Raw genomic sequence first — 23402 nt, 5'->3', positions numbered from 1 at the left:
GCGATCCCATCACGATGCCTCCGCAAGCCCTGGACAGGTCCATCGTCGGCGATCAGGCCGGTCGCGCGCAATAGATCGCGAAATTGCGCTCGCGTCGCCCTGCGGTCCCACCGTGGCGGCGGCCTTGCACGCCGCGGGAGCGGCCCTTACGATCGATCCACAGGCGCGACCGCATTCCGTTGTCGATGCCACGCTTCGGGAGCGCGCGCATCCGGCGCGCCGTCCGCTTGCAACGGAAGACCGGAAGAATGATCGCGCACGCTGTCGTTCACGCCCAAGCGTATCTTGCCGGCACTCTCGGCAGCCGATGAGCGCATCCGATGTCAGCGCGGCGCGCGCGAACGGGCCACCGTTCGCACCCCAGCTGTGCCTCAGCATGATCGTCAAGAATGAGGCGGCGGTGATCGGCCGATGCCTCGCCTCCGTGCGCCCGCTGATCGGCGCGTGGGCGATCGTCGACACCGGATCGAGCGACGGCACGCAATCGTTGATCCGCGACCTGCTCGCCGATCTGCCGGGTGCCTTGATTGAACGGCCGTGGGTCGATTTCGCGAGCAATCGCAACCAGGCCCTGGAGCTTGCGCGGCAGTACGGCGACTACGCGCTGATCCTCGACGCCGACGAGATCATCGAGATCGACCGCGCCGCACGCTTTCCCGGGCACCTCGATGCACCGGCGTATTACGTGAACCAGCGCCTGGCCGACAGCGAATTCGAATACCGCAGTGCAAAACTCCTGCGCCACGATGCCGGCTGGCGCTGGCACGGCGTGCTGCATGAATATCCCGCGGTCGATCCGCAACCGCGCATCGAACTGCTCGATGGCCTGCGCGTGTGCAGCTTCCCCGACGGTGCGCGCAGCCAGCGTCCGCAGCGCGAAAAGTATCTGGCCGATGCCAAGGTGCTTGAAGCGGCTCTGCGGCAGGAGCCCGACAATGCGCGGTATGCGTTCTACCTCGCGCAGAGTCTGCGCGATGCCGGCGAGAACGTGCGTGCGCTCGACGCATACCGGCGCCGCGCCGCGATGGGCGGATGGGATGAGGAAGTGTGGTACGCGCGCTTCCAGATCGCGGCCATGCTCGAACGCCTCGCCGCCGGCGAGGCCGAGATCATCAACGCGTATCTAGCAGCGTACGAGACACGCGCGACGCGCGCCGAACCGCTATGCGAGCTCGCACGTTTCCTGCGTCTCAGGCATCGCTACGCAAGCGCGTATCTGCACGCGCGCGCCGCGGCCGAATTGCCGCTGCCGGCCGACCTCCTGTTCCTGGATCTTTCGGTCTACCGCTGGCGCGCACGCGACGAACAGGCGGTGGCGGCGTACTACATCGACCGACGCGCCGAATCGGCTGCGCTGTGCGAAGCCCTGCTTGCGAATCCGGCGCTGCCAGCCGGCGAACGCGAGCGCGTCGCGGCGAATGCACGGTTCGGCAAGGACATCTGAAGGCCGCGTCGCAGGCGATGTTGCGCGATACTTAGGCAGGCCATGGACCCGGTCCATGCCCGCATTCCCTCGACGCAGGAACTTGCCGATCCGGAAGCCCTGGCCGCAACCGTCCTCGTCCGCCGGACGGTCGGTTGCCGTCAGGCGTTCGCCGGTTGCGCGAATCCGATCATTGAGCGGTTGACGCGCAGCCGGCAGCCGGCAGCCTCGATCAATTGCAGTAGACCTGGGCCGACAGGTAGCGCCCGAACTCGAGATCCTGCAGGTCCAGTCGTCGCCGAGCTGCGGTACGACGAAGAAATCAAGTCCTGGATAGGATCCGATGTGCATCCTCCGCTGATCGCGATACCTGATCCGCAGGTAGCAACGACGGTGTTGTTTCCTGCAATAGAGATTGCCACGTTCGTCGTGAAAGTGGTCAGCGATACGACCCCGGTTGCGCCCGTTGCGCCGGTAGGGCCAGTCGGACCCGTGGGGCCCGTGGCACCGGTTGCGCCCATCACTCCGGTCGGCCCCGTTGGTCCGACGAGTGCACCGGACGCGCTCGGACCGACGGCGCCGGTCACCGAATCGAATCAGACCGGGCTGGTCCGCGCCGCCGCGCCGCCGAGCCCGGCGAGCCCGGCGATCGCCAGGTTTCCGTTTGCATCGATCGTGAACATCGCCGTATTGGCCGCGTTGTTCACCACGAAGCCGCCGCCGCTCGGCGGTGTCACCGTGACGTTCTGCGCGAACGCATCTGCGCACGCAAGCGTGCTGGCAATGGCTGCAGCAATGACGGTGCGACGAAGCCGGGACATCGACATGAACAACTCCCCTGAAGAGTGGGTGCGCCCGTGGCATTCGAACGTCGTTGCGAACCGCTATTGCTGACTTCTATACCTGTGAATAGACGCCATAAATAGACGTTCCTGGCCGCCGCGGCAACTCCCGCTAGCACCCAGTCAGGGTTCAAGGCGGAAAACTACCTCTCCTGGGTGCGGCCTGGCTCGGTTACAACATGCCCGCGGCGCGATGGGAGCTGTGCGTGGAATCCGGATTCACGACCAATGGCGCCGCTCAGCTCTGACGCCGCCAGCTCTTTCAAGGCGCGGCAGGGTCGAAGCCATCGACGAAAATGTCATCGACGATACGGATCGCCAGCGGCGCCACATACCCGCTCAGCGGAAAACCGGTCACGTATTCGCTGTTGGGATAGGCGCTCACGGACCAATGATCTTCCGGCGAACCGAGGCGTCCGCAATCGGATGAGCTCTCCGTTCGGACAGACCCGAACGTGCGTACGAGGGGGAGTTCTCCGATCGGCGCGAAGACCATCTGATAGCTGCCGTTGTAGACGGTGGTGCGCACCACGTACCCCGCTTCCGGCACCAGCAGGTAGGCCGATCCGGAGCAGTCAGACGACAGATGGCCGATGGCGCGGTACGCCGGAAAGGCATCGGCCGCGAATCCATCCAGTGGAAAGACTTCGTTGCCATAGAGTTGCGCATTGGCCGCCTGGATAGCGAAGCTGTAGCCCTTTGCGTTCAGCACTACGGCGCCTTGCAGGTCCGGCGTGGAGCGGACGTAGCGCCCGACGACCGCGTGGGCGGCGTCGACCACTTCCAGGGGCGGGGACGAACCCGACATAGCGGCATCGAACGATTGAGCCCCCGGCGCCGCAGCCGCGAGCGTGGGTGTCTGCGTCAGTGCCGCTGCGACGATGAAGGAAACCGTCCGGATGTTCATGCGCGATCTTCCCCAACGAGTGCAAAGGTGGCGTATCAACTTCGCATTGCCGTTCGTCGGCCCAAACCGCGCCTCGACCGCGGAGGGCCTTCGTTCGTCGCAAACGGCTTTGCCACGTTTGGCAGCATCGTCACACTACCGGGTGTCTACCTATACTTACCAGGGGCCAAAATGATGGACGGGGGCGTTGAAACATCGCCGCGCCTATGGGCCAGATTGGCCGGCGCCTTCTATCTGATCACCATCATCATGGGTGTGTTCGCCGAGGTCTTTGTTCGCGGCACACTTGTCGTGCGCGATGACGCCGCAGCGACAGCAACGAACATCCTGGCGCACGAGCCGTTGTATCGTTTGGGTCTGGCCGCCGATCTCATCATGCTCGCGAGTTATATCGCCGTGACGCTCCTCTTCTACAGCTTGTTCAAATCGGCGGGCAGGAGCCTCTCTCTGCTCGCCGCCTTCTCCAGCTTGGTGGGCATTGCCGTCTTGGCCGTCAACTCCCTCAACCATCTGGCCCCTCTGGTCCTCCTAGGAAACGCTCACTATTTGAGCGCATTTGAACCAACTCAGTTGCAAGCCCTTGCGCTTATTGCTCTCAAGATGCATGCGCGGGGTTACAACATTGCAGGGGTATTCTTCGGGGTCTATTGCCTGATGATCGGATATCTGGTTTTCAGGTCTGGCTTTCTACCTCGAATATTGGGAGCGCTGATGGCGATCGGGGGCATAGGCTATGTGATCGATAGCTTCGCGATCTTTCTTTCGCCCTCGTTCGCAGCTCATCTGCCCGATCTCTCGATGCTCGGCGGAATAGCGGAACTAGCACTTTGCCTGTGGCTGTTGGTGATGGGAGTGGATGCTGGGAAGGCAAACGCTAGGCGAATTAGCGGAGCATAGTCGTGGGCGCGTTGCTCGCGGATCTGCTTGGAGTAATCCGTCCGCTTGAAGCCGCTCGCGCTCACCTCAGTGTATTCGAAGGAGAAACCAATTGGACTCAATGAAGAAAGCCGGAACAACCTTGGACGACATCAGGATCCACGTGAAGATGAAGATTTCAGCCCTGTGGGCAAGTCTGATGTTCTGTTACATCTATGCGGATTACTTCGGGCTCTACGTGCCGGGGACGCTGCAAAAGATGCTCGAAGGAAAAATGGGACCGCTTGGACCAACTACTCAAGGGGTTTTGTTGGGAACCTCGCTCATGATGGCGATCCCGAGCATCATGATTTTCCTGTCACTGGTGTTAAAGCCGAACCTCAATCGCTGGCTGAACATCATCTTCGGCGCGATCTATACGGCGATCATTCTTATAACAATGTGGGATTGGGCGTTTTACATATTCTTCGGGATCATTGAAGTCTTACTGACGGGACTCATTGCCTGGTATGCATGGAATTGGCCCAAGCAGGAAGCAACATAAAAGGGTTTAATTCTGGCGTGGACGCCGGCTGTGGAACAGCTACTGATTAGCGGTAACCAGCGAAAAAAAGAGGCCCAAAAAGGGGCCCCGAACAAACTTTTGCGAAAGAAAAACAGACTTATGCGCTAGGAATACAACTATTGCGCAAGCGGACACGTGTCCGCTCGCGTAAAAGCTTGGTTTGGTGACCATGGAAAATCAATCGGTTACATCAGCCTCGCACGTAGAAGGTTGTGCGGATCTCGCGTAAAAGCTTAGTTTCCGGCGTGGTTTTGCGCAAAAGGTTGTCAGGCTCTCAAGGCGTTGATTTTGCTAAGGATCCTAGCGTCATTCCTTTTGCAGAATACCACCTCGTTGTGGCTACGCCGACAATGGAATCGCGCGCGTAGGGGCCCTCTGTACGACTATCGAAACTGTTTTCCCGATTGTCGCCCATCAGGAAGTATTCGTCCGGACCCAGCTTCAGATCTCGGTAGCGCATCCACTTCTCGTCTAGAAAATTCGAACCCATCTTTCCTTGGGGCAGGTTCTGTCCGTCAATCTGCACGGCACCGGCGGAAACCACAACATGCTCGCCAGGGAGACCAACAACGCGACGTATGTGCAGGACGTCGGGGTCACGCTTGGAGTAGTGCACGACAATCTCTCCTCGCGAGACCCCTTGCACTGCTTTGGACCGCGTGTCGGCGACGACGAAATCACCGATTGCGATCGTTGGCTCCATGCTCCCGCTTGGTATGCGGTAAGTATCGAAGCCAAGAAATATCGCTTTGTGGAATGCCGCATAGCCAACGGGTACGACGACGACAAGCCATAGAACGGGATACCAATACCATCGGTTATACCAGCGCGGTTCAAAGCTATTTTGAATTCGGCGTGCGATTAGCCAAGCAGCAACGATCGAAATCAGGTTTGTAGCAAGGCCGAATAAGCCAATGAACCATACTCCGCCCACGCTCTGTGCCCAACCAGTGACGCCAAACAACGCAAGGACGGCTAGTTGGACTACGTAAATGAGCACGCCGACGCCGTAGCGCCCTATGTAGATCCACGAAAGTGGACCCACTAAGAAGCCAAGTAGGAAGGCAAGCCACGGCTTTCGCCGAAGTCTTTCCGGACCTTTTCTGGGAGAGCGCTCAGACCCCAAATCAAAGCTGACGTCGCCAAGGGACGGCTCAATGCGTTCGCTCATGTGACAAGACTTCGCTCTCGAATTTGCAAGCCGCCTTCCGCAGCGGTTGGAAACGGGCGGCCCGTGGTCGCCCGCCATCAGCTCGAATAGTAGTTCCGATCAGACTCGGCGAGGCATATGCCTCCTAGTAGAACGGCCCATACTGCCACTCAGTAAGGGACAAGAACTTCTCACCGATTTCGCGAACTGGGCCGGAGCTAGGCGTCCATCTGCTGACGACGTGGTATTTGTCGGTGGCACCTTCGACTATCCGCTCCGAGCCATCGAGGCCCACACCTCCGTTGCGTGACGGGAGATTCCAGAAACCGGTTCTCTGCATCAACTCTTCGATCGCGTTGAACTGGTTCGACGTAAGGCTAAAGCTTTTTCGGCGAAGTACCTTTCCGGGATCATAGCCACCTGCGCCATCTATGCTCTGCGCGCTTTCGTTTGCGGCTAAGTCGATCCCCGACGAAGCTCGCCCAACGGCGAGCCCCACCTCAGCGACCGCTTCGCCTGCACCGCACTCACGGAAGTCACTCACGCGACGTGCAAAATTCGCGACGGATCATAGACTCGCAGTGCGAGAGTAGATTCGACAAGCCTACTTGTGGCACTACTCGCAAGGCGCACAGGGCACTTGCAGTACTTCTTCACAAAATTGCGCTAATTATCCTTCCCCACAGCAAGATTGAGGACATTCCCTCCCCATCAACCGCACTTGCTGTAGCCGCAATTCAAACACGTTGCACAGCCGTCCATCAGGATGACCGCGTTCGTGTTGCACTTGCTGCACATGGTGGCGCCAGGAGGGAAGGCACTGGCGGAATCGGACGAGGGCATCGCGGCTGAAGCCGCTCCTACAGAAGCGGTGGCGTCCTTGCGGGCGGCTTCGGCACCAGCGCCCGCAAGGTCATTGCTTATTTCAGAGTTTTTTTTTGCGCGTGCGTCGTAGGCCGCGCGCTTCTCGGCGATCAGGTTACGCTGCTCAGGGCTCATCTCCGGATCGACCAGTAGACCGATCATCTTGAGATGCGTCTCGATCACGTAGCCGAGCTCGGCGACGATGCTCGGCATGTAGACACCGCCGGCCTTGAAGTAGCCGCCTCGCGGATCGAACACCGCTTTCAGTTCCTCGACGAGGAAGGTCACGTCGCCGCCCTTGCGGAACACCGCGCTCATGATGCGGGTCAGCGCGACGATCCACTGGAAATGCTCCATGTTCTTCGAGTTGATGAAGATCTCGAAGGGGCGGCGCAGTTCGTATTCGGTGCCGGCGTTGAGCACGATGTCGTTGATCGTGACGTACAGCGAGTGCTCGAACAGAGGCGACTTGATCTTGTAGGTGGCGCCGATCAGCGTGTCCGGACGCTCGACTTTCTCGTGCATCTGGATGACTTCGGCCATCGGCACGGACGGCGCGCTTTCGGGCGCCTCGGCTGCCGGGACGACCTTGGTGGTTTCTTCCGGCTTGACGACGCTGTAGCCCTTGATCTTCTTGCTGATCTTCATGGGTAGTGACTGCTTGCTGGTACGTGGTGGTTCCGGCGTGGCCGGCACGGCGCGCGGAGCGGCGCGCATTCCCTGGATGGATTCACCATCGACCGGCCGGTGCAGGCCGGTCGATGGCGGGTGACGCGACGGACTAGCGGCGCCTGGCCGCCTTCTTCGCCACTTTTTTCGTTGCCTTCTTCGCGACCTTCCTGGCGCCCTTCTTCACAGCGGCTTTCTTTGCTGCGCCCTTCCTTGCAACTTTCTTGACCGCCTTCCGGGCGCCCTTCTTCACGGCAGCCTTCTTTGCCACTTTCTTTGCAGCCTTCTTCGGCGCGGCTTTCTTCGCGACCTTCTTGGCTGCTTTCTTGGCGGCCTTCTTCACCGGCGCAGCCTTCTTCGCCGCCTTCTTCGGTGCAGCTTTCTTCGCGACCACCTGCTTGGCCTTGGCGACGACCGCCTTGACCTTGCGCGCGGCCTGCTTGCGCGCCTTCACGGCCTTCTTTGCGACCTTCTTCGCGGTGTTCTCGACCGCCTGCTTCGCGTCGGACGCCGCAGTGCCGACCGAAGTCACCACCGCGCTCGCCGCGTCGGCGACAGCACTGCCGATCTGCGATGCACCTTCTCTCAGACTATCGAACGAACTACCGGAACTGCCGCCTTCGCTATGCATGGGTGTTCCCCTCTCCGTTTTCTGTGAGCCTGATGGGTTGAACGGACATCACGAGTTTCATGGACCCGACGCGTACGCGACCGATGTTCGGAACCTGCACTGAAGCGCCCTAGAACTTGCCGTAGTAGCCTTCCTTGAGCGCATCGAACAGATTCGCCGCGGTGTGCGTTTCGCCATCGTACTCGATCTCTTCGTTGCCTTTGACCTCCACCACGGAACCGTCCTCGAGTTCGAAACGGTAGGTGGTGTTGGCCAAATCATGCTCCTTCACCAGCACTCCTTGGAAGGCCGCCGGATTGAAGCGGAACGTGGTGCAGCCCTTCAGGCCCTGCCGATGGGCATAGCGGTAGATGTCCTTGAAGTCTTCGTACGGATAATCGGTCGGGACGTTGGCGGTCTTGGAGATCGAGGAATCGACCCAGCGCTGTGCGGCGGCCTGGATATCGACGTGCTCGACCGGACTGATGTCGTCCGCGGCGACGAAGTACTCGGGCAGCTTCTCGTCGGCTTCCTGCGAGCCCGGCATCGCCTTGCCGTTGATCAGTTCGCGGTAGGCGAGCAGCTCGAAGCTGAAGACTTCGACCTTCTCCTTGGACTTCTTGCCCTCGCGGATCACGTTGCGGCTGTAGTGGTGCGCGAAGCTCGGCTCGATGCCGTTGCTGGCGTTGTTCGCGAGCGACAGCGAGATCGTGCCGGTCGGCGCGATCGAGGAATGGTGCGTGAAGCGCGCGCCGACCTCGGCCAGCTCGGCGACCAGCTCTGGCGCCGCCTCGGCCACGCGCTGCATGTAGCGCGAATACTTCGCGTGCAGCACGCGACCGGGGATCGTGTCGCCGGCCTTGTAGCCGTCCGCGACCATTTCCGGGCGCTTGCGCAGCATCTCGCCGGTGACCTCGAAATCGCGCGCCAGCACCGGCGCCGGGCCTTTTTCCTTGGCCAGCGACAGCGCGACTTCCCAGCCGGCCAGCGCCATTTCGCGCGCGACGTCCTCGGTGAACGCGCAGGCGTCCTTGGCGCCGTAGCGCATCTTCAGCATGGTCAGCGTGGAACCGAGGCCGAGGAAGCCCATGCCGTGGCGCCGCTTCTGGGTGATCTCGTCGCGCTGCTGCGCGAGCGGCAGGCCGTTGATCTCGACCACGTTGTCGAGCATGCGCGTGAACACGCGCACGACTTCCTTGTATTCCTCCCAGTCGAAACGCGCCTTCGGGCCGAACGGATCGCGCACGAACGTGGTCAGGTTGACCGAGCCGAGCAGGCAGGAGCCGTACGGCGGAAGTGGCTGTTCGCCGCATGGGTTGGTCGCGCGGATGTGCTCGCACCACCAGTTGTTGTTCATCTCGTTGACGCGGTCGATCAGGATGAAGCCCGGCTCGGCGTAGTCGTACGTCGAGACCATGATCATGTCCCACAGGTGACGCGCGCGGATGTGGCCGTAGATCTTGCAAGCGACCAGGCCGTCGTCGCGGGTCACGTAGTTGCGGTGCGTCGGCCAGTCGCGCCAGACCACCTTTTCCGTGTCGGCGAGGTCGATCTCGTGCTGTTCCTTGATGTGCACCGGGAACACCAGCGGCCAGTCCGCGTCGTGCTCGACCGCGTCCATGAAACCGTCGGTGATCAGCAGCGACAGGTTGAACTGGCGCAGGCGCCCGTCCTCGCGCTTGGCGCGAATGAATTCCTTGACGTCCGGATGGCTGACGTCGAACGTGCCCATCTGCGCGCCGCGGCGACCACCGGCCGAGGACACCGTGAAGCACATCTTGTCGTAGATATCCATGAACGACAGCGGCCCGGACGTGTACGCGCCGGCGCCGGACACGTACGCGCCGCGCGGGCGCAGCGTCGAAAATTCATAGCCGATGCCGCAGTTGTGAATGACTAACAAGCCCGCGTTGCCGGCAAGGTAGTTGTTGTGCTCCGCGACGGTGAAGTCGTAGAACGTCTCCGGCAGGTCGAGTCCGCGCTCGATGCCTTCCAGCGGGCGCAGGCAGCGCGCGAAATCGATCAGCGGCCGCAGCGCCGGAAAGCGTTCGGCCCAGCGGTCGAGCCAGACCCGGCTGACCACGTGGCGCGTGTGGTAGCCGTGGTAGAAACCGAGGCTCTGACGCTCCTCATGGCCGAGTGTCGCGGCGAGCTCGACCAGCGCATTGCCGAGATCCTTCGGCAGCACATAGCGGTCGTACTGGCCCGACTGGCTCGCATGCGCGTGGATGCGACCGCGCTTGCCGCCATCGGCCATGTAGCGCGCGACCTCGCGCAGGAACGCGGAGTCGGAGATCTTCAGCATCGCGCCGCCGCCGTCGCGAATCGTAGCGCCGTGGTAATCGTGGCTGCGCGGCTGGCGAAGGGTTAGGCTGGCGTGCACGCCGAACAGGCCGAGCAGGGCCTTCAGCTCGCCGGCGAACGCCGCGTTCTGCGTCGCAATGGTCGCGCTGCCATGCTCGCGGCCGACCGTACCGTCGGTATCGATGAGACCGGCCAGAAACGGCAGGAAATGCCGCTCCGGATGCTGCGCGATCCAGGCGGGCACATGCAGATGCGCGGTCTTGGCGCCGACCTGATCGTCGATCAGGGTCGTCGCGCGACTCGCCGCGAAACTCGCCACTGTGTAGTCCCACACCGGCGTGCCGTTCGGCGTGGTCGTCGCGACTACCTGTGCGCGCGACGCGCAGAACGCCGCGAAGAATGCCGCGTAGCGCTCTACGACTTCCCGCTCGGCCGCTCGGATCTTGAATACGAAGCGACGGCCCATCGCCTCGGCGCGCCGCCTCCAGGCGGTACGATTCGCGCGGTAGTCATGCTGCTTTTCGTAGGCGGAGCCGTCGCCGAGATGCGCGCCGGCAAACCACGCATTCAGCATCGTCGCGTCGTCGGCGCGCCACGCGTACGCCTTCTGCACCAGCGCGTCGCCCTCGGTGACCTCGTCGGCACGCACGTAACGCTGCACGCCGTCGCGGTAAACCAGCACCGGATGACGAACGGACGTGGTCAGCACCACGCCGTTGGCGCGGATGCGGATGTTGTCCTCGCGTGCGACGTGCGTGGTCAGGTGTTTCTCGATTGCGCGCATCTCGAAGCGGCGCGCATCACGGTCGTAACTGAGGATTCGCGCATGCTTCCCGGCGACCGCCTGATCGGCGGTGACCAGGCCGTGCTCGGTGACGACCCAGGTCCCCGGCGCGACGCAGCCGGCCTTCAGCGTAAGCCCGGCTTCGTGCACCTTGTCGAGGATGTTGTCCATCGAGTCGTCGATCGTGCCGGACACCGTGCAGTTGATCGTCGAGGTCTTCGGCTTGTGCTCCTGCGCGCCGGCATTGGAGGTGATGCGCCCGGCCGGGATCGCACCGCGACGCAGCGCCCACAGGAAGCGGTCGTACCAGTAGTTCTTCTTCTCCGGCGTTTCCTCGACATCGGCCAGCGCCTTGGCGACGCGCTGGTAGCTGTGGTCGATCGAGAGGTCGACCGGTTCGCCCTGCTTGGATTTCAGGCGGTATTTCTTGTCCCAGATGTCGTAGGACGCCGGCTGCAGCGGAATCTCCGCCGCCCCGCGTGCGAGCTGCTCGAGGCGCACCGTGCTCATTGTTGTTCGTTCCTCCGGAATTCGGCCGGGTCAGGGCCCGGTTTTGTTGCATCCAACGCTTGACCACGCGGCGCGCACCGCCGGCGAAAGCGACGCCCGCCCACGACGCGGTCCATCCACAGAAATTGCTGGCGCTGCGTGGCAGCGCAGATCAGGTTGAATCGTCACCCCGCCGCCCTCTCCAGGCCCCGCACCGCTGTGCGGCATTGCGCGTAACAATACCCAATGTATTGGTTAACAAGACGTCATCAACCACAACATATTGTGACGCCGTTCGGTAACGTACGCTTGCGGACTGGCGAAGTAAAGCAGTTTTTTGACGGCGTGACGCGCGCACTTGCCGAAGCTGAACCGTGCGCGCCGCGATCTCATCGGCACGCTTGAAAACACGGAAACCGGAGCGGATTTGCGCGGTCTGAACGATCCGCCGATGCTTGCCCTCTTCCAGCAACAAGGATGCTTTCCATGCCCAGATTCTTCCGCGATTTCGGTGGCCGCCCGACCCGCGCCGCACGAGCCCTGCTGGCTGGGACCGTGCTCGCCGCCGCGCTGTTCGCAGGCGCCGGCCGCGCGCCGGCCGCGCTGCCACCGGTGGTCAACGGCCAAGCCCTGCCCTCGCTCGCGCCGATGCTCGATCACGTCACGCCGACGGTCGTCAACATCGCCTCGAAGACGCGCGTCGCGGTGCGCAATCCGTACTTCGACGATCCGATCTTCCGGCGCTTCTTCGGCATGCCGAACACGCCGCAGGAAAGGGTGCAGCAGTCGCTCGGTTCCGGCGTGATCGTGGACGCGGACAAGGGTTACGTGCTGACCAACAACCATGTCGTGGCCGGTGCCGATGACATCTCGGTTACGCTGACCGGCGGTCAGACCGTCAAGGCCAAGGTACTCGGCACGGATCCGGACACCGATCTCGCCGTGCTGCAGATCCCGGCCGGGAAGCTGATCGCACTGCCGATCGCCGATTCGTCGAAGCTGCGCGTCGGCGATTTCGTGGTCGCGATCGGAGAGCCGTTCGGACTCGGCCAGACCGTGACCTCGGGCATCGTCTCCGCGCTCGGCCGCTCCGGCCTGCGCGGCTCGGGCTACCAGAACTTCATCCAGACCGACGCCTCGATCAATCCCGGCAATTCCGGCGGCCCGCTGGTCAACCTGCGCGGCGAGTTGGTCGGCATCAACTCGATGATCTACACGCCGTCCGGCGGCAACGTCGGCATCGGCTTCGCGATTCCGTCGAACCTCGCCGTGGACGTGATGCGCCAGTTGGTCGCGACCGGCGAGGTCAAGCGCGGCGTGCTGGGCGTCGAGGCGCAGAACGTCACCCCGCAGCTCGCGAACCTGCTTGCCCTCAAGGACACCAAGGGCGCGGTGGTCACGCGCGTGCGCGCAGGCACGCCGGCCGAACTCGCCGGCCTCAAGCCCGGCGACGTGATCGTCTCGCTGGACGGCAAGCCGGTCGCCGGCGAGCAGGACCTGCACAACATCGAGGGCCTGACCGCACCCGGCGCGACCGTCAGCGTCGGCCTGTTGCGCGACGGCAAGCCGCTCGCGATCAGCACCGCGCTCAAGGCGAGCGAGGTGCGCGTGCTCAAGGGCGAAACGCTGGACAAGCGCCTCGCCGGCATCCAGTTCGCAGAGGTCGGCGACGACCTGCGCCGCCAGGGCATCGGCGGGGTCAGCGTGACACGCATCGACGAGAACAGCCGCGCGTTCGCGAGCGGCCTGCGCAACGGCGACGTGATCGTCGCGGTGAACCGGCGCGACCTCGCCGGCGAAGCGGATTTCCGCCAGCTGGTCGGCGCGCATCCGCGCCAGTTGATGCTGACCCTGCTGCGCGGCGAGGAAGCCTACTACCTGCTGCTGCAGTGATGCGGAGGCCGGCGTGCCGGCCTCAAAGCTGAACGCACCGCGCACCCGCAATTCGTGACGCACGGTTGCGGCAACGCGCGGGGTCGCGTGGTAAGGTTGCGGCCGTTTTTCCCCCATTTTCGTGAATCTTCCGACCATGTCGCCACGCCGTTCCCTTGCCTCGCTCGCGTTTGCGTTCCTCCTCCTCTGCCTCGCCTCGCCCGCGCCCGCCGCGGCGCCGGATGAACTGGTCTGGCGCGGCGATCACGCGACCGGCCGCGCGCTCATGGAGGATCTCGCCAAGGAATACGCGAAGGGCAAGATGGGCAAGATCACGCTGCAGCCGTTCAGCACCGTGTCCGGCCTTGACGCGGTCGCACAGGGCAGCGCCGACTTTGCCGGCAGCGCGCGCGGCAAGTACGCACGCCGTGCCGAGGAAGCGAACCTGACCTTCGTGCCGGGCGCGCTCGACGCCGCGGTGCTGATCACGCACCCGCGCAACCCGGTCAACAGCATCACGCTGAAGCAGATGCACGACATCTACCTCGGCCGCATCACGAACTGGAAGGAGCTCGGCGGCGAGGACAAACCGATCAACTTGTACGGCATCGCGGCATCGCTCGACGGTGTCGAATACTCGCTGCGCCAACTCGTGTTCGGTCGCGGCGACCAGCGCGTAGCGGCTCCGCGCCTCTACATGAACACCAGCAAGCTCGAGGAAGCGATCTCGATCGACCCGGCCGGCCTCGGCCTGTCGACGCTGGCCGGCACCTGGACGAACAAGAGCGTCAAGGCGCTGCAGGTCGACGGCATCAACGCATCGACGGCCAGCATCGTCGACGGCAGCTATCCGCTCTACATCAAGCTCTACCTGGTGACGCCCGCGAACTCGCCGAAGCAGGCCGCGATCGACCGCTTCGTCGAATTCCTCGGCACGCCGACCGCGAAGGACATCCTGCGCCGCCACCAGCTGGTACCGATCAGCGACGTCCTCGACCTCGCCGCGCGCGAGACCAAGCGCATCGACTGGTTTGATGCACAGCTCGGCCGCGCGCCGGGCACGACCGCGGCGATCGCCGCGGCCGAAGCCGCCGAGGCCGCGCCCGCGACCGCAGCGGCGCAGCCGCCGACGCCGGTGTCCGCACCGCGCGCAATGCTGGAATCCAAGGTCGCCGTCGCACCGACTGCGGAGTCGACCCAGGCTGCGCGCGAGAACCTCGCCCGCGCCGAAGCGAAGAAGGCGGCCGAACGCGAGGCTGCCGCGAACCGGGCGGCAGTAACAAGCGCCGCCCAGGCGACGGCCGCGACGAGCGCCGCCGCCGCAACGTCCGTGGCGGCAACGACCGCTCCCGCGAAGCACGCGACCGGCGCGCCGTCGAAGGCGAAGGTCGCCAAGGAAACCAAGCCGGCCCCGAAGAAAACCAAGATGCCCGCGAAGGCCGACGCGCAGGCCGCTGCGCCGAAAGCGGCGTCATTCGGCAACGTCAGCGGCGGCGCGAACGGCGGTTGATGCGCATCCTCGCGGTTTCGCTGGATCTCGACGACACGCTGTGGCCGATCGAGCCGGCGATCCTCGCCGCCGAGCGGCATCTCGACGACTGGCTCAAACGCCACCACGCCGCGGTCGCCGAGGCGTGGCCGATCGCCGCGCTGCGAGACCTGCGCGAGCAGGTCTCGGCGGAGCGCCCCGATCTCTCGCACGATTTCACCACGCAGCGGCTGCTCACACTCGAACGCGCATTCGCCGCCTGCGGCATCGGCAACGAACATGTCGACGCCGCGTTCGAGGTGTATTACGCGGCGCGCAACCGCGTCGACTGCTACCCCGATGCGCTGCCCGCCTTGGCGGCGCTGTCGGCGCGCCTGCCGCTGGTCAGCATCTCCAACGGCAATGCGGACCTCGAGCGGATCGGCCTGCGCCAGCATTTCCGGCACAGCATTTCGGCGCGCGAGCTCGGTGTCGCCAAGCCGGCTGCCGCGATCTTTCACGAGGCCTGCGCGCGCCTCGGCGTCGCGCCGGAGAACGTGCTGCATGTCGGCGACGATCCGCTGCTCGATGTGATCGGCGCGCACGCGGCCGGGCTGCACACCGCATGGTTGAACCGCCACGCGGCGACGTGGGCGGAGCGTGTCGCGCAATACCCGGCGCACGCCGACGCGACACCCGATCTCGAAATCCGCGACCTTGGCGAACTCGCACGCTGGATTGAAGATCAAGGGAAAACGAAATAGCTCGTCATTCCGGCCTGACCAGCCGTTCGGCTGTTGAGAGCCGCCGGGATGACCAGCAAAGGTTTCACAACGAGGATTTGCAATGAATGCATGGGTGATTTCCGCGGATGCCGGCGACGCGACGCCGCTGCTCGCGATCGACCGCGAGACGTTCGCGGCGACCATCGCCGCGTTCGGCGACGCGGCACAGCGCTGGTGCGCCGCAAACGCGTTCGCCGGTGAACCCGGACGCTTCGTAACGCTGCCCGGCGCCGATGGCGCAGCCTGCGCGGTGCTCGCCGGCTGTGACCGCCGCGATCCGATCTTCAGCCTGGCCTCGCTGCCGGTGCGCCTGCCGGAAGGCCGATACGCGCTCGACGCGCGCAGCCTCGCGCTCGATGCCGGCGACATCGCGCTCGGCTGGGCGCTCGGCGCTTACCAGTTCGCGCGTTACAAGCAGCCGATGCGCGCGCCGGCCCAGCTCGTGATCGACGCCGCGACCGCCACGCGCATCGCTCCGATGGCCGAGGCGATCTACCGCGTGCGTGACCTGATCAACACGCCGACCGAACACATGGGCCCGGCCGAGCTGGCCGGCGCGGTGCGTGCGCTGGCCGAACGCCACGGCGCGGCCTACCGCGAGTGGGTCGGCGATGAATTACTCGCGGAGAATTTCCCGACCATCCACGCGGTCGGCCGCGCCAGCCACCGCGCGCCGCGATTGGCCGAACTCACGCACGGTGCCGCCGACGCGCCGCATCTGGTGCTGGTCGGCAAGGGCGTCTGCTTCGACACCGGCGGCCTCGACATCAAGACCGGCGACGGCATGCGCTGGATGAAGAAAGACATGGGCGGCGCCGCGCACGCGATCGCGCTGGCCGGCCTCGTGCTCGAGGCGAAACTGCCGGTGCGGCTGACCTTGCTGATCCCGGCCGTCGAGAACGCGATCGCCGGCAACGCGTACCGGCCCGGCGAGGTGATCACGACGCGCGCCGGCCTCAATGTCGAGATCGACAACACCGACGCCGAAGGCCGCCTCGTGCTCTGCGATGCGCTCGCGTACGCGGCGGAGCAGAAGCCGGACCTGATCCTCGACTTCGCGACGCTAACCGGTGCGGCGCGGGTCGCGCTCGGGCCCGAGCTGCCGGCACTGTTCGCCAACCGCGACGAGATCGCGAACGCGTTGCTGGGTGCCGCCGACGGCGCGCGCGATCCGCTGTGGCGCATGCCGCTCTGGCGGCCCTACCTGGCGATGCTCGACTCGTACGTCGCGGACCTAGCCAATGCCGGCGCCTCACGCCATGCCGGCTCGATCACCGCGGCGCTGTTCCTCGAGCGCTTCGTGCCCGAGGCGCAGGCCTGGGCGCATCTGGACGTGTATTCCTGGAACGACGCCGACAAACCCGGCCATCCGCGCGGCGGCGAGGCGCAGGGCTTGCGCGCGTATTTCGCGTTCCTGCAGCAACGCTATCGCTGATCCTGCCGAGCGCGATTCCGGCTCCGCACAAATGTAGGAGAGGCTTCAGCCGCGATGCGTCACCCCTCCCTTCAAGGGAGGGGTGAGTAGGGATGGTGTTCACGGCTGGCAACAGCATCGCGGCTCAAGCCGCTCCTACAAGAAGGCACCGGCTGCAGACGTGCCGATCGCGCTCAGTCGACCTCGACCGGCGTGACCACGCCGCGCGGCAGCACGCGCGCGGCCAACTTGGTGTCGGTGCGGATCAGACCGATCTCGTCGGCGAGGATGTGCGCGGCCTCGTCGAGCACGACGTCGCGCTTGCTCTTTGCGTCCTGCTCGCGCTTGAGGTCGCTGCTGATGCTGCGCTCGTCGGGCTGCAGGCCGTCGTCCTCGGATGAGGCGTCCTTCGCGACCGGGGGAGTCTTCGCGTCAGCCGCCTGCGCATCGGCGCCGACGGTCGCACGACGCCTGGCGGACGCGTTGCCTTTCGCGTCGTCGTTGATCTTCTGCAGGGTCTTGCTGGCCGGATCCGCGGCCGGCGTTGCGTCGCCGCTGGCGAGTTCGCGCGCCTTGCGCTTGGCCTCCTGCTCGTCGCGCTCCTTGCGGCGCACCTGCTCGTTCAGCGAGACCGTCTTCTCGTCGCGCAGCTTGCGCATGTCGGCGAGGTCGGACTGCAGGTTCTGCCATTCGATGTTCTTCGCGATGCGCTCGTTGTGGCGCTCGAGCAGCATCGGCACGATCGGCTTCAGGTCCGCGACCGGCTGGTACTTCGCCGGCGCGATCGAGGTCCACGGCAGCGCGTTGTCGTAGCTCGATTCGCCGAAGTCCTTGGCGTCGACGGTCAGCGGGAAGCTGATGTCCGGCGTGACGCCACGCAGCTGGGTCGAGCCGCCGTTGATGCGGAAGAACTGCGCGATGGTCATCTTGACCTCGCCGAAGGTCGGCTTCTCGTTGTGCGCGACGTCGTCGAGGTCGACGAGGTTCTGCACGGTGCCCTTGCCGAACGTCGGCTCGCCGATGATCACGCCGCGGCCATAGTCCTGGATCGCGGCCGCGAAAATCTCCGATGCGGACGCCGAGGCCCGGTTGACCAGCACCGCGAGCGGGCCGTCCCAGGCCATGCCCGGGTTGGTGTCCTCCTCCTGCTCGACCTGGCCGCCGGCGTTGCGCACCTGCACGACCGGGCCCTTGTCGATGAACAGGCCGGTGAGATCGGTCGCCTCGGCGAGCGAGCCGCCGCCGTTGTTGCGCAGGTCGACGATCACGCCATCGACCTTGTCGGTCTTGAGTTCGCCGAGCAGGCGCTCGACGTCGCGCGTCGCGCTCTTGTAGTCCTTGTCGCCGCGGCGACGCGCATCGAAATCCTGATAGAACGTCGGCAGCGAGATCACGCCGATGCGCCGCGTGCGAGCACCGTTCTTGACCTCGATCACCGACTTCTTGGCGGCCTGCTCCTCGATGCTGACCTTCTTGCGGACCAGCGCAAGCATGACGTGCTTGCCGTCAGGCCCTGCATCCACGGGCAGCACCTCGAGGCGCACCACGGTGTCCTTGGCGCCGCGGATCTTCTCGACGACATCATCGAGACGCCAGCCGACCACGTCGACGATCGGGCCGTTCTCACCCTGGCCGACGCCGACGATGCGGTCGCCGACCTTGATCTTCTTCGACAGCGCGGCCGGACCACCTGGCACGATCTCGCGGATCGCGGTGTAGTCATCGTCGCGCTGCAGCACCGCGCCGATGCCTTCCAACGAGAGCTTCATCGCGATGTCGAAGTTCTCCGACGCGCGCGGGCCGAGGTAGTTGGTGTGCGGCTCGATCGACGAGGCGTACGCGTTCATGAAGGTCTGGAACACGTCCTCGCTGTTGAGCTGGTGGACGCGGTCGAGGTAGTTCGCGTAGCGCTTGTCGAGTGTGTCGCGGATGTCCTTGTCGGACTTGCTGGCGAGCTTAAGACGCAGCCAGTCGTTCTTGATGCGCTTGCGCCAGAGGTCGTTGACTGCGGCGTCGTCCTTCGCCCACACCGCCTTCTCGCGGTCGTACTGGTAGCTCTCGTCGACGCTGAAGTCGAAGCCCTTGGCGAGTTGCGAACGTGCGTAGGCGACGCGTTCGCCGACACGCTGCTCGTAGATGTTGAAGATCGCGAACGGCGCGGCCAGGTTCTGGTCGTAGATCGCGTCGTCGAGCTTGTCCTTGTAGGCCGCGAAATGGTCGATGTCGGCCTGGGTGAAGAACAGTCGGTCGCCATCGAGCGCATCGAGGTAGCGCTTGAAGATCTTCTCCGACATCGCATCGTCGAGCGGCATCGGCTTGTAGTGGAAGCGGGTCAGGAAGCGCGTCGCCCAGATCGCCGCCTCGCCCTCGGCCGGAGTCGCCTTGAGCAGCGGCGCACCTGCCTCCGGTGCGGGCTTGGCGAACACCGGCCCGATCAGGGCGGTGAGGACCAGGGTGAGCAAGAACTTCCGCATTGCGTGTCTCCGTTGCTTCACGCGAAATCCCTTTCGCGAAAGGAAAAAATCAAAACCGCACATCCTGTGCGGACTTCCCAACCAGAGGAGCCGGCTATCAAGGCCCCATTTGGACTCTAGGCGACCTGAACGAACCCTGCCGCGTGCGCCATCTCGTCCGCGTGGTACGAGGAGCGCACCAGTGGTCCCGACGCGACATGCTCGAAACCGATGCGGTAGCCGAGTTCCTCGAACGCCTTGAATTCGTCGGGCGTCCAGTAGCGAAGCACCGGGTGGTGATGCGTGGTCGGCTGCAGGTACTGGCCGATCGTAACCATATCGACATCGTGCGCGCGCAGATCGTTCAACGTTTCCTCGACCTGTTCGAACGTCTCACCGAGTCCGAGCATGATTCCGGACTTGGTCGGTACGTCCGGGTGCTGCGCCTTGAAGCGCTTGAGCAGGTCCAGCGACCAGTCGTAGTCGGCGCCCGGACGCACTTCGCGGTACAGCGCGCGCGGCGTCTCGAGGTTGTGGTTGAACACGTCCGGCGGATCCGCGGCGAGCACCTCGAGCGCACGTTCCATGCGGCCCTTGCCGCGGAAATCCGGGGTCAGGATCTCGATGCGGATGCCGGGATTCTCGAAGCGCACCGCCTTGATGCAGGCCGCGAAATGCGCGGCGCCGCCGTCGCGCAGGTCGTCACGGTCGACCGAGGTGATCACGACGTATTTCAGGTCCATGTCGCGGATCGTGCCGGCCAGGTGCGCCGGTTCGAGCGGATCGGGCGGCTTCGGCCGGCCGTGCGCGACGTCGCAGAACGAGCAGCGCCGCGTGCAGACCTCGCCGAGGATCATGAAGGTCGCGGTGCCCTTGCCGAAGCATTCGTGGATGTTCGGGCAGGACGCTTCCTCGCAGACCGTGACCAGGCGGTTCTCGCGCAGCTTGGCCTTGAGTTTCGCGACCGCATTGCCGGGCGGGATGCGCACGCGGATCCAGGACGGCTTGCGCAGGATCGGCGCGTCGGCGAACCCGGCGCGGTTGCGCGCGATCTTGTCCTCACCGAGCTGCTTTTCGACGGGCACTGGGTGGACGGGCGCCTGCTCGACGAGGGTCAACGGGATGGTCTTCTGGGTTTCGCTCATGCGGGCTGCGCGACGCGCGGGACGTCGTCGGTCGGAATGCGGGGGATTTCGGAGGCGGCGGGTGTGGGCGTCAGCCCGAACTGGCGGGCCAGTTCACCGATCAGGACCGCTTCCACCGCGGCGAGCGATCCCGGTCCGCCCAAGTCTAGCACCTGGGTGACCGCAAGGCCTTGATAACCGCACGGATTGATGCGGTGGAACGGCTCCAGATCCATTGCGACATTGAACGCGAGACCGTGGAACGAGCAACCGCGGCGCACGCGCAGGCCAAGCGCGGCAACCTTGGCGCCGCCGACATAGACGCCCGGCGCGCCATCACGGCGCAGCGCGACGATGTTCCAGGTCTCCAGCGTGTCGATGATCGCCTGCTCGATGCGGTTCACCAGCTCGCGCACCCCGACCTTGAGTCGGCGCAGGTCGAACAGCGGATACGCAACGATCTGGCCAGGGCCGTGGTAGGTGACCTGGCCGCCGCGGTCGACCGGCACCACCGGGATGTCGCCCGGCAGCAGTACGTGCTCCCATTTGCCGGCCTGGCCGAGCGTGAACACCGGTTCGTGCTCGAGCACCCAGAGCTCGTCCGGCGTGTCCGGCCCGCGCGCGTCGGTGAACGCCTGCATCGCGCGCCAGACCGGTTCGTAGGGTTGCAGACCGGGCGGACGGCGGACGATCAGGGGCCGCGAGTCGGCCATCGGCAATGGGGAATCGGCGCTCAAGTCCTTCGCATCTCTTCAGCTTCTGCCATTCCCGGCGACTGGCTCTAAAGCGTCCAGCGGATATCCGGATCGGCACGCAGCGCGGCGTGCGCCTCGTCGTACTTGCTGCGTGCGGGGCAGGTGAAGCTGACCGTGACCGACACGTAGTTGCCCTCACGCGAGGGTCGCACGCGCACCGAGCCGGCCAGCACGCTGAGGCCAAGTTGTTCGAGGATCTGCGGCACCCGGCTCTCCAGCGCGGCAGCCGCCGCGCCCATCGCGGTGATCTCGAACACACCCGGGAACTGGAAGCCCTGCTCCGGATTCTGCGCCTGGATTGCGTCAAGATCTTTCATCAAGCCATTCACCTTGTTGGGGGGCGCCGTCTGCGCGGCGCGCCCTCGCGTCGTAATCTGGTCCGGATCAGTTGCCCTTCGGCGCCGCCGACACGTTGCCGCCGGCATCGCCCTTGAACCACATCCACGCGCCGTCGGACATGCGCTTGAAGAAGCCGCCCTCAGCGCCGTCGGCCAGCGCGATCAGCGGCCGTTCCAGCAATGTCTTGTTGTCGAGTTGCACTTTCAAGGTGCCGACCTGCTTGCCCTTGCCGATCGGCGCGACCAGACGCGCCGGCATGTCGAGGCTGGCCTTGAGGTCGGCGTAGCGGCCACGCGGGAATGTGATCAGCACATCCTCGGCGATGCCCAACGGCAGGCTCGCGACCGCGCCCTTCCAGAGTTCCGGCGTCGCCAGCGGCTTGTTCGCCTCGTAGAGCTTGTGCGTCTCGAAGAAGCGGAAGCCATAGCTCAGCAGCGCCTGGTTGTCGTCGGCGCGCTGCTTCTCGCTCGGTGCGCCCATTACGACCGCGATCAGGCGCTGGTCGCCGTGCAGCGACGAGGTGGCCAGGCAGAAGCCGGCCTCGGAGGTGTGTCCGGTCTTGATGCCGTCGACGGTCGAGTCGCGCCACAGCAGCGTGTTGCGGTTGTGCTGCTTGATCCCGTTCCACTCGAAATCCTTGATCGCGTAGATCTTGTATTCCTCGGGATAGTCGTGGATCAGCGCGCGCGACAGCAGCGCGATGTCATGCGCGGTCGTGTAGTGGTTCGGATTGGGCAGGCCGCTCGCATCGACGAAGTTCGTGCCGGTCATGCCGAGCTTCGCCGCGTACTGGTTCATCAGCTGCGCGAAGGTTTCCTCGGAGCCTGCGGTGTGTTCGGCGAGCGCGATCGCGGCGTCGTTGCCGGACTGGATGATCATGCCGTACAGCAGATCCTTCAGCGCCACCTTGCTGTTGAGCTGAAGGAAGCTGGTCGAGCCGTCCGTGCCGGCGCCGCCGGAGCGCCACGCGCGCTCGCTGATGAACACCTGGTCATCCATGTGGATCTTGCCGTGCGCGAGCTCGGCGGAGACCACATACGAGGTCATCACCTTGGTGATCGAGGCCGGCGCGACGCGTGCATCGGGATTGTCGCCGGCGAGGACCTGGCCGCTGGCATAGTCCATCAGGACCCAGCCCTTCGCCTCGATCGCGGGCGGCGGCGGGGTCGGCCCGGCGCCTGGCGTGCCGGGCTGCGGCGTCGGCGTCGCGGGAGCCGGTTTGGGTACCGGCTGCGGCGTCGGCAGGTTCGGATTCGCGCTCGTCGCCGTCGACTCGGTGGCGGGTGCGGGCGTCGCCGGTGCGGCCGCCTGCTGCGACGGCTGCTGGGCGGGGGCCGATTGCGGATGCTTGGTGCGCGCTTCGAGCTGGGCGCTGGCGAACACAAGGGCGACGAGGGCGACGAGAGACGACAACTTCATTTCGGGAATCCGGTCCTGCAATGGATCAATAGTCGGTTGGCAAAACCGGGCATCCTGCCGCGGGTTACTCGCCGCATCCTGCGGCTCGGCCTTTCGGCCCGGCTTCGCCGTTCGTGTCCGCTCCAGGCGGACACCGTGCAAACAACGGTCGCGGCAGAGCCGCGCCACGTCTGTCGCGTCAAGCACTTGCGTGCCCGACGCGGCCGCACATCCATGTGCGGGAGCGGTTCTTGAAACCGCTCCAAAGGCGGAATTGTCGCAGAGCGTGCCCGCCAAAACATCACGTGAGC

General features: G+C 64.8%; 20 protein-coding genes. 9 read left to right on the top strand and 11 right to left on the bottom strand.

The annotated features are described in order from the left end of the window. Positions 1 to 307 precede the first annotated feature (307 nt). Together ABD002_RS11515 and ABD002_RS11510 are read left to right on the top strand one after the other, a co-directional pair. Entirely contained in the window at positions 308 to 1444 is a 1137-nt protein-coding gene (locus ABD002_RS11515) for a glycosyltransferase (protein ID WP_343791190.1), read from the top strand. A gap of 42 nt (positions 1445 to 1486) precedes the next feature. Further along, the gene (locus ABD002_RS11510; protein ID WP_343791188.1) at positions 1487 to 2317 is read left to right on the top strand and encodes a hypothetical protein; all 831 of its coding nucleotides are present in this window, start codon (positions 1487 to 1489) and stop codon (positions 2315 to 2317) included. A 210-nt stretch (positions 2318 to 2527) separates the two neighbouring features. Here the strand turns inward: ABD002_RS11510 and ABD002_RS11505 are convergent, their stop codons facing one another. Continuing rightward, a complete protein-coding gene (locus ABD002_RS11505; protein WP_343791186.1) occupies positions 2528 to 3172 on the bottom strand; it encodes a hypothetical protein in 645 nt (214 codons plus the stop codon). A gap of 27 nt (positions 3173 to 3199) precedes the next feature. Here ABD002_RS11505 and ABD002_RS11500 point away from each other — a divergent pair, with 27 nt between their 5' ends. Together ABD002_RS11500 and ABD002_RS11495 are read left to right on the top strand one after the other, a co-directional pair. Continuing rightward, positions 3200 to 4069, top strand: a complete 870-nt coding sequence (locus tag ABD002_RS11500) for a DUF4386 domain-containing protein (protein ID WP_343791184.1) — start codon at positions 3200 to 3202, stop codon at positions 4067 to 4069. Positions 4070 to 4169: 100 nt separating this feature from the next. Beyond that, positions 4170 to 4592: a DUF6326 family protein gene (locus ABD002_RS11495; RefSeq protein ID WP_343791182.1), complete on the top strand. Its 423-nt coding sequence runs from the start codon at positions 4170 to 4172 to the stop codon at positions 4590 to 4592. A 295-nt stretch (positions 4593 to 4887) separates the two neighbouring features. Here the strand turns inward: ABD002_RS11495 and lepB are convergent, their stop codons facing one another. The 3 genes from lepB to ABD002_RS11480 all read right to left on the bottom strand — a co-directional run bounded on the left by lepB (position 4888) and on the right by ABD002_RS11480 (position 7750). Further along, positions 4888 to 5784, bottom strand: a complete 897-nt coding sequence (gene lepB, locus ABD002_RS11490) for a signal peptidase I (RefSeq protein ID WP_343791180.1) — start codon at positions 5782 to 5784, stop codon at positions 4888 to 4890. Between the two features lie 690 nt (positions 5785 to 6474). Continuing rightward, a complete protein-coding gene (locus ABD002_RS11485; RefSeq protein ID WP_343791178.1) occupies positions 6475 to 7275 on the bottom strand; it encodes a TSCPD domain-containing protein in 801 nt (266 codons plus the stop codon). A 133-nt stretch (positions 7276 to 7408) separates the two neighbouring features. Beyond that, positions 7409 to 7750 (bottom strand): hypothetical protein, encoded by a 342-nt coding sequence (locus ABD002_RS11480; protein WP_343791176.1) that lies wholly within the window; start codon positions 7748 to 7750, stop codon positions 7409 to 7411. Here ABD002_RS11480 and ABD002_RS11475 point away from each other — a divergent pair. Next, the gene (locus ABD002_RS11475) at positions 7737 to 8030 is read left to right on the top strand and encodes a hypothetical protein (protein ID WP_343791174.1); all 294 of its coding nucleotides are present in this window, start codon (positions 7737 to 7739) and stop codon (positions 8028 to 8030) included. The genes ABD002_RS11480 and ABD002_RS11475 overlap by 14 nt on opposite strands. Positions 8031 to 8036: 6 nt before the next feature. On the opposite strand, the gene ABD002_RS11470 is transcribed toward ABD002_RS11475, so the two are convergent. Both ABD002_RS11470 and ABD002_RS11465 read right to left on the bottom strand, forming a co-directional pair. Then, positions 8037 to 11504 (bottom strand): adenosylcobalamin-dependent ribonucleoside-diphosphate reductase, encoded by a 3468-nt coding sequence (locus tag ABD002_RS11470; protein WP_343791172.1) that lies wholly within the window; start codon positions 11502 to 11504, stop codon positions 8037 to 8039. 151 nt (positions 11505 to 11655) lie between these two features. Next, positions 11656 to 11958, bottom strand: a complete 303-nt coding sequence (locus ABD002_RS11465; protein ID WP_343791170.1) for a hypothetical protein — start codon at positions 11956 to 11958, stop codon at positions 11656 to 11658. Positions 11959 to 11969: 11 nt separating this feature from the next. On the opposite strand from ABD002_RS11465, the gene ABD002_RS11460 reads away from it, so the two are divergent. The 4 genes from ABD002_RS11460 (at position 11970) to ABD002_RS11445 (ending at position 17043) form a co-directional block, all read left to right on the top strand. Then, on the top strand, positions 11970 to 13376 hold the full coding sequence (locus tag ABD002_RS11460; protein ID WP_343791168.1) for a DegQ family serine endoprotease: 1407 nt from the start codon (positions 11970 to 11972) through the stop codon (positions 13374 to 13376). Between the two features lie 121 nt (positions 13377 to 13497). Further along, positions 13498 to 14865, top strand: coding sequence for a substrate-binding domain-containing protein (locus ABD002_RS11455; protein WP_343791166.1), 1368 nt, complete (start codon positions 13498 to 13500; stop codon positions 14863 to 14865). Beyond that, positions 14865 to 15587: an HAD family hydrolase gene (locus tag ABD002_RS11450; protein WP_343791164.1), complete on the top strand. Its 723-nt coding sequence runs from the start codon at positions 14865 to 14867 to the stop codon at positions 15585 to 15587. The genes ABD002_RS11455 and ABD002_RS11450 overlap by 1 nt, the downstream gene beginning before the upstream one ends. Before the next feature lie 82 nt (positions 15588 to 15669). Next, positions 15670 to 17043, top strand: a complete 1374-nt coding sequence (locus ABD002_RS11445) for a leucyl aminopeptidase family protein (RefSeq protein ID WP_343791162.1) — start codon at positions 15670 to 15672, stop codon at positions 17041 to 17043. 173 nt (positions 17044 to 17216) lie between these two features. Here ABD002_RS11445 and ABD002_RS11440 read toward each other — a convergent pair whose 3' ends face one another. The 5 genes from ABD002_RS11440 to ABD002_RS11420 form a co-directional block, all read right to left on the bottom strand. Then, complete coding sequence (locus ABD002_RS11440) at positions 17217 to 19496, bottom strand: carboxy terminal-processing peptidase (protein WP_343791160.1); 2280 nt, start codon at positions 19494 to 19496, stop codon at positions 17217 to 17219. A 116-nt stretch (positions 19497 to 19612) separates the two neighbouring features. Next, positions 19613 to 20620 (bottom strand): lipoyl synthase, encoded by a 1008-nt coding sequence (lipA, locus tag ABD002_RS11435; RefSeq protein WP_343791158.1) that lies wholly within the window; start codon positions 20618 to 20620, stop codon positions 19613 to 19615. Then, positions 20617 to 21312: a lipoyl(octanoyl) transferase LipB gene (gene lipB, locus ABD002_RS11430; RefSeq protein ID WP_343791412.1), complete on the bottom strand. Its 696-nt coding sequence runs from the start codon at positions 21310 to 21312 to the stop codon at positions 20617 to 20619. Before lipB ends, lipA begins: the two co-directional genes overlap by 4 nt. A 68-nt stretch (positions 21313 to 21380) precedes the next feature. Next, positions 21381 to 21671: a DUF493 family protein gene (locus ABD002_RS11425; protein ID WP_343791156.1), complete on the bottom strand. Its 291-nt coding sequence runs from the start codon at positions 21669 to 21671 to the stop codon at positions 21381 to 21383. A 67-nt stretch (positions 21672 to 21738) separates the two neighbouring features. After that, positions 21739 to 23112: a D-alanyl-D-alanine carboxypeptidase family protein gene (locus tag ABD002_RS11420; protein ID WP_343791154.1), complete on the bottom strand. Its 1374-nt coding sequence runs from the start codon at positions 23110 to 23112 to the stop codon at positions 21739 to 21741. Between the last annotated feature and the right edge of the window lie 290 nt (positions 23113 to 23402).

Origin of the sequence: Dokdonella soli (assembly GCF_039523175.1) — a bacterium.
Taxonomy (GTDB): Bacteria; Pseudomonadota; Gammaproteobacteria; order Xanthomonadales; family Rhodanobacteraceae; genus Dokdonella_A; species Dokdonella_A soli.
The sequence above is the reverse complement of the archived record's forward strand: the minus strand, read 5'-3'. Positions and strand labels throughout refer to the sequence as shown.

What these genes read in the sequence shown, in the direction of transcription:
- lepB (WP_343791180.1), bottom strand. Translation starts at nt 5,784, where the DNA reads ATGAGCGAACGCATTGAGCCGTCCCTTGGCGACGTCAGCTTTGATTTG.
- ABD002_RS11515 (WP_343791190.1), top strand. Translation starts at nt 308, where the DNA reads ATGAGCGCATCCGATGTCAGCGCGGCGCGCGCGAACGGGCCACCGTTC.
- ABD002_RS11445 (WP_343791162.1), top strand. Translation starts at nt 15,670, where the DNA reads ATGAATGCATGGGTGATTTCCGCGGATGCCGGCGACGCGACGCCGCTG.
- ABD002_RS11470 (WP_343791172.1), bottom strand. Translation starts at nt 11,504, where the DNA reads ATGAGCACGGTGCGCCTCGAGCAGCTCGCACGCGGGGCGGCGGAGATT.
- ABD002_RS11420 (WP_343791154.1), bottom strand. Translation starts at nt 23,112, where the DNA reads ATGAAGTTGTCGTCTCTCGTCGCCCTCGTCGCCCTTGTGTTCGCCAGC.
- ABD002_RS11440 (WP_343791160.1), bottom strand. Translation starts at nt 19,496, where the DNA reads ATGCGGAAGTTCTTGCTCACCCTGGTCCTCACCGCCCTGATCGGGCCG.
- ABD002_RS11505 (WP_343791186.1), bottom strand. Translation starts at nt 3,172, where the DNA reads ATGAACATCCGGACGGTTTCCTTCATCGTCGCAGCGGCACTGACGCAG.
- lipA (WP_343791158.1), bottom strand. Translation starts at nt 20,620, where the DNA reads ATGAGCGAAACCCAGAAGACCATCCCGTTGACCCTCGTCGAGCAGGCG.
- ABD002_RS11495 (WP_343791182.1), top strand. Translation starts at nt 4,170, where the DNA reads ATGAAGAAAGCCGGAACAACCTTGGACGACATCAGGATCCACGTGAAG.
- ABD002_RS11450 (WP_343791164.1), top strand. Translation starts at nt 14,865, where the DNA reads ATGCGCATCCTCGCGGTTTCGCTGGATCTCGACGACACGCTGTGGCCG.
- ABD002_RS11425 (WP_343791156.1), bottom strand. Translation starts at nt 21,671, where the DNA reads ATGAAAGATCTTGACGCAATCCAGGCGCAGAATCCGGAGCAGGGCTTC.
- ABD002_RS11485 (WP_343791178.1), bottom strand. Translation starts at nt 7,275, where the DNA reads ATGAAGATCAGCAAGAAGATCAAGGGCTACAGCGTCGTCAAGCCGGAA.
- lipB (WP_343791412.1), bottom strand. Translation starts at nt 21,312, where the DNA reads ATGGCCGACTCGCGGCCCCTGATCGTCCGCCGTCCGCCCGGTCTGCAA.
- ABD002_RS11460 (WP_343791168.1), top strand. Translation starts at nt 11,970, where the DNA reads ATGCCCAGATTCTTCCGCGATTTCGGTGGCCGCCCGACCCGCGCCGCA.
- ABD002_RS11510 (WP_343791188.1), top strand. Translation starts at nt 1,487, where the DNA reads ATGGACCCGGTCCATGCCCGCATTCCCTCGACGCAGGAACTTGCCGAT.